Origin of the sequence: Kitasatospora sp. NPDC059722 (assembly GCF_042733235.1) — a bacterium.
GTDB lineage: Bacteria > Actinomycetota > Actinomycetes > Streptomycetales > Streptomycetaceae > Kitasatospora.
In genome coordinates, this window is sequence record NZ_JBHWGD010000211.1 from 1 (window position 1) to 4,752 (window position 4,752).

The window sequence follows — 4,752 nt, forward strand, 5'->3', positions numbered from 1 at the left end:
CCCGCGCGCGCCGCTGGGGGGGGGGGGGCTGCGCGGGGGGGGGGGGGGGGGGGCCGGCGCGCGGGCCCCCCCCCCCCCCGCCCGCCCCCCCCCGCCCCCCCGACCGCTGCCGCGCGGGGCTGCGGCAGGCCGGATCGGCGGCTTCTCGTGAGGCGCCGGGCGGACGACGTGGTCCCGGTGGACGAGGTGGTCGCGGCGGCCGTGGTCCCGGCCGCCCCTATGACAGCCGTCGGCCGGCGGAGCGAGGAGGGGAGGGGACTGGCAGCCGGGGCGTCGGCGTCCGTGGGGGACGCGTGTGGGGATGAGCCCGCGCTGCCGACCCCCTCCCCGACCACCGCCGGCCGACGGCCTTCGCCCGACGAGGAACCGGGGCAGGCGGGCGGGCGCGAGCCGTCGGCAGGCCGGCCTCGGGCACGGCGGGCGTTGTCGGCGTCCGTACCGTCCGCCGCCTCGACCACCGGCGGCCGACGGCTCTTCGCAGCGCGGGCGTCGGCGACGGTCCTGGTCGCTGCGCTGCTGCTTCCGGCGGGAGCCGCATGGGCCGACACACCTGCGCCCGCGACCGCGCCCTCGCCGTCCTCCTCGCCCGGGGACGCCTTGCCGGGCGTCAGCCAGGTGCGGCGGGACGTGTCCGGGAAGCCCGCGGGCTGCCTGCCCGCGTCGGCGAAGGGCACCCAACTCACGCCCTGGCCGCAGACGTTCCTGCGGCCCGACCGGGTGTGGCAGCTGAGCCGTGGCGACGGAGTGACGGTCGCGGTGCTCGGCTCGGGGCTGGGCGACGGCTCCGGGCTGCTCGCCGGCCGTACCGACTTCGCGCCCAGGCTCGACGGCGCCGCCGACCCGGCGCACGACTGCGTCGGCCACGGCAGCTTCCTGGCCGGGCTGATCGCCGCCGACCGCCGCGACGGCACCGGCTTCTCCGGCCTGGCGCCGCACGCGCGGGTCCTGGCGGTGGGAGTCACCGACGACACCGGCACGACCACCGCGGACCGGCTCGCCCAGGGCATCACGGCGGCGGCCGACCGGGGCGCGCGCATCATCGCCGTCGGCGTCACCGTCCCCGAGGGCAACGACGCACTGGCCGGGGCCGTGCGCCGGGCCCGGGCCAAGGGCGCGCTGATCGTCGCCCCGGCCGGGCCCGACACCGCACCCACCGCGCAGACCAAACCGACCCCCGTCTACCCCTCCGCCTACCCCGAGGTGCTGGCCGTCCGCGACCTCGGCCCGGCCGGGGCGCTGCCGGAGAACGCGGCGGTCGGCGGCCGGGTGGACCTGGCCGCCCCGGGCGACGCCGTGACCGGCCCCGGCCCGGCGGCGGGCGGCTACTACACGGGCGCGGGCCCGAGCTTCGCGACGGCCTTCGTCGCCGGCACGGCGGCCCTGGTCCTCGGCTACCGCCCGACCCTCACCGCCGACCAGCTGACGGCCCGTCTCGAAGCCACCGCGTACCGCCCGGGCGGCCCGGTGCCCGATCCGCAACTCGGTTACGGAACGGTGGACTTGGTCGCGGCCGTGACGAGCACGCTCGACCACGAGACGTCCCCGAGCCCGCACCCCACCACCCCGACCACGGCCGCCCTGGCGATGCCACCCGGCCGCCCCACATCCGAAGCCCCCGCCCAGGCCACAGCGGTGGCCCTGACCGCACTGGGCACGATCGGCCTGGTAGCCGTCGCCGGAGCCATAGCCCCCCGAGGCCGCGCCCGCCGCTGGCAACCGGCAAAGGCCGACGACGCGTCGTAGCACCACCCCGAGCCCGGCGGACGGGGGATCCCGTCGGTCTCGGGGATGCCGTGGCCCTGTACGACAACCCCGAGGCCGACTTCAGTCCGTCCAACGTCTGGGCCGCGGACCGGTTGTGGCTCCTGTGCACCGACTACGACCTCTGGGGCACCAAGGTCGCCGGACCCACCGGGCCTCGTCGAGGCGCTGCTGAACGACCCCGAGCCGAAAGGCCCGCCCTAGCCCAGTCCGTTGCTCAGCAGGTCGAAGGCGCGCTCGGTGGCGTGGACGGCTGCCGGGTAGTGGTCGTCGGCGGAGGTGCCGGCGGCCAGGTGTTCCTGGTGCATGATCGCGAGCTCGCGCTGCACCACGATCACCTGGGCGGCCACGAGGCGGGCGGTGAGCGGGTCGACGTCGGCCTCCTGCAGGGCCGTGCACAGGGCTTCGGCGCCGCGTTCGGAGTAGCGGATCAGCCGTGATGCCAGGCTCTCGGTGCCGGCGATCAGGCGGAGGAAGGCCATGACCTCGGGGTCGTCGCAGAGGCCGGTGTTCGGGTCGCGCCGGGCCAGGGCGTCGAGGCGGGCCGTCCGCAGCGCCTCCAGCGGGGGTTGGCCGTCCGGGCGGGCGCGGACGATGCGGGCCGCTTCGCTCTCGTGGTCGGCGAAGCGCTGGAGGACGAGGTCCTCCTTCGTCGGGAAGTAGGCGAAGAGGGTGCGCCGGGAGACGTCCGCCGCCTCGGCGATCTCGGTGATCGACACCTGGTCGAAGCCCTTGTCGAGGAAGAGGCGGATCGCGGTCGCCGCGATCGTCTCCCGGGTGCGTTCCTTCTTGCGTTCCCGCAGGCCCATGTGCTGATTCATGCACTCAGTCTACCCTGTGGTAGACTGAGTGCAGAATTGCACCTGGTTTCTTCTTTCGGAGGTTGCTGTGCAGACCGAAGTCATCGTCGTGGGGGCGGGCCCGACCGGGCTGATGCTGGCGCACGAGCTGACGCTGGCCGGGATCCCGGTCGTCGTCACGGAGAAGCTGCTCGCCCGGAGCACCCAGTCCCGGGCCGGCAGTCTCCAGCCGCGCACCGCCGAAGTGCTGGACCTGCGCGGGCTGTTGGAGCCGCTGCTCGCGGAGCTGCCGGCGGGGGAGAGCTCGGGCGGGCACTTCGCCGGCCTGCCGGTCGAGCTGGACTGCACGCCGTGGCGCACCCGGTACCCGCACCCGGTCGGCGTCCCGCAGGCCGCGCTGGAGGCGCACCTCGAAGGACTCCTCGCCGAGCGGGGCGTGCCCGTGCTCCGCGGCCGCGAGGTGACGGCGGTCGCGCAGGACGCGGACGGGGTCACCGCCGAGTGGCGAGCGGAAGACGGCGGCAGCGGCGAGATCCGCGGCGAGATCCGGGGCCGCTACCTCGTCGCGTGCGACGGCGGGCACAGCACGGTCCGCCGGCTGCTGGGCGTCGCCTTCCCCGGCCGGGAGCGCCGGATGTCCGCCGTGGCCGCGGACCTCACGCTCGTCTCGCGCTCGGACAAGGTCCGCACCGAGCCCGGACACTTCAGCGAGTACGCGCGGTCGGCCAACGGCTTCCACACGATCCTGCACCCGATCGGCCCGGACCTGTACCGGATGCTGTTCGGCAAGCTCTCCGGGGACGGCCCGGACCACGCGTCGCCGGTCTCCGCCGACGAGGTCCGGGAGGCCCTGCACGCCGTGTACGGGCCGGAGACGGTGCTGGGCGAACTGCGCGCGGCCTCCCGGTTCGGCGACGCCGTGCGCCAGGTCGAGCGCTACCGCGAGGGCCGGGTGCTCTTCGCCGGGGACGCGGCGCACATCCACATGCCGATCGGCGGCCAGGGCGTCAACCTGGGCGTCCAGGACGCCGTCAACCTGGGCTGGAAGCTCGCCGGCACGATCGACGGCTGGGCGCCCGCCGGCCTGCTCGACAGCTACCACGAGGAGCGGTACCCGGTCGCCGCCCGGGTGCTGCGCCACACCCGCGCGCAGGGCGTGATCATGAACCCGGGGCGGGACGAGGAGATCGCCACGGTCCGCGAGATCGTCACCGACCTGCTGCGGCTGCCCGACGCCCACCGGTACGTCTCGGGCATGATGTCCGGCCTGGACCTCCACTACCCGGGTGTCGGCCCCCGGCTGATCGACCTGGAACTGACCACCGAGGACGGTCCGGTCAGGGCGAGCTCGCTGATGCGCTCCGGCCGCGGCCTGCTGCTGTCCCTCGACGGCCGGCGGCGGTCGGTCGGCGACCGGGCCGACCGGGTCGAGCACGTCCTGGCGAAGACCGAGGAGGACGTCGACGGGGCCGGGGCCCTCCTGATCCGCCCCGACGGCTACCTCGCCTGGACCGACACCGACGGGACGCCGCTCGACACGGCCCTGGCCCGCTGGTTCGGCTGAGCACCGGCCCGGGCCCGGGGCCGGTTCGCCCGAGGTCCGCTCAGGCGAGCCGGTCCGGGGACGGGAGCCGGGTGACCGGGTCGTCGGACCAGGAGTAGACCTCCAGCAAGGACAGGTAGCCCTCGGACGCGAACAGCATGACGCCGCCCACCGGTTCGCCGGTCTCGTCGAGCACGGTGGCCTCGGCGAACGGACTGTCCACGGCGGGCGCCGCGGGCACCGCCGACCGGTCCAGGGCGAAGTCGATGCTCGGGCACGGGCAGCGGCAGTGGCCGGCGACGCGCAGATGGGGGATCTGCGCGGACAGCTCCGGGTAGGCGTCGCCGAGGAGGGCGTTCAGGAGGTGCACCGCTTCGTCGGGTAGGGGCTCGCCGGTCATGGCCCGAGCCGATCATCCGGCGGCCGGGCAGGTCAAATCCCGGGCCGGGCCGTCAAATCCGCGGCCGGGCCGGTCAATCCCGGGGCGGCCCGGTCAAATCCGGCGGTCGGCCATCGCGTCGCCGGTGAGGGCGGCCAGTTCGAGGACCGCCGCCGCCCGGGCCCTGTGACGGCGGGGCAGGACGACGACGCCGCGGCAGCGGGTCCGGAAGTGGGCGATCAGGTGGCGCCGGTCGGGGCTCGGAGCCC

4 protein-coding genes are annotated in these 4,752 nt (G+C 75.8%); 2 read left to right on the forward strand and 2 right to left on the reverse strand.

The features are described 5' to 3' along the window. Positions 1-627 precede the first annotated feature (627 nt). Positions 628-1,743 carry a S8 family serine peptidase gene (locus tag ACFV4F_RS42360; protein ID WP_380511169.1) on the forward strand — a complete coding sequence of 372 codons (1,116 nt, stop codon included), beginning with the start codon at positions 628-630 and terminating at the stop codon, positions 1,741-1,743. Positions 1,744-1,961: 218 nt separating this feature from the next. Here ACFV4F_RS42360 and ACFV4F_RS42365 read toward each other — a convergent pair whose 3' ends face one another. Beyond that, entirely contained in the window at positions 1,962-2,582 is a 621-nt protein-coding gene (locus ACFV4F_RS42365; RefSeq protein WP_380511172.1) for a TetR family transcriptional regulator, read from the reverse strand. A 67-nt stretch (positions 2,583-2,649) separates the two neighbouring features. Between ACFV4F_RS42365 and ACFV4F_RS42370 the strand changes: the two genes are divergently transcribed. Continuing rightward, positions 2,650-4,125, forward strand: a complete 1,476-nt coding sequence (locus tag ACFV4F_RS42370; protein WP_380511175.1) for an FAD-dependent monooxygenase — start codon at positions 2,650-2,652, stop codon at positions 4,123-4,125. Between the two features lie 40 nt (positions 4,126-4,165). Here ACFV4F_RS42370 and ACFV4F_RS42375 read toward each other — a convergent pair whose 3' ends face one another. Beyond that, a complete protein-coding gene (locus tag ACFV4F_RS42375) occupies positions 4,166-4,504 on the reverse strand; it encodes a hypothetical protein (RefSeq protein WP_380511178.1) in 339 nt (112 codons plus the stop codon). Between the last annotated feature and the right edge of the window lie 248 nt (positions 4,505-4,752).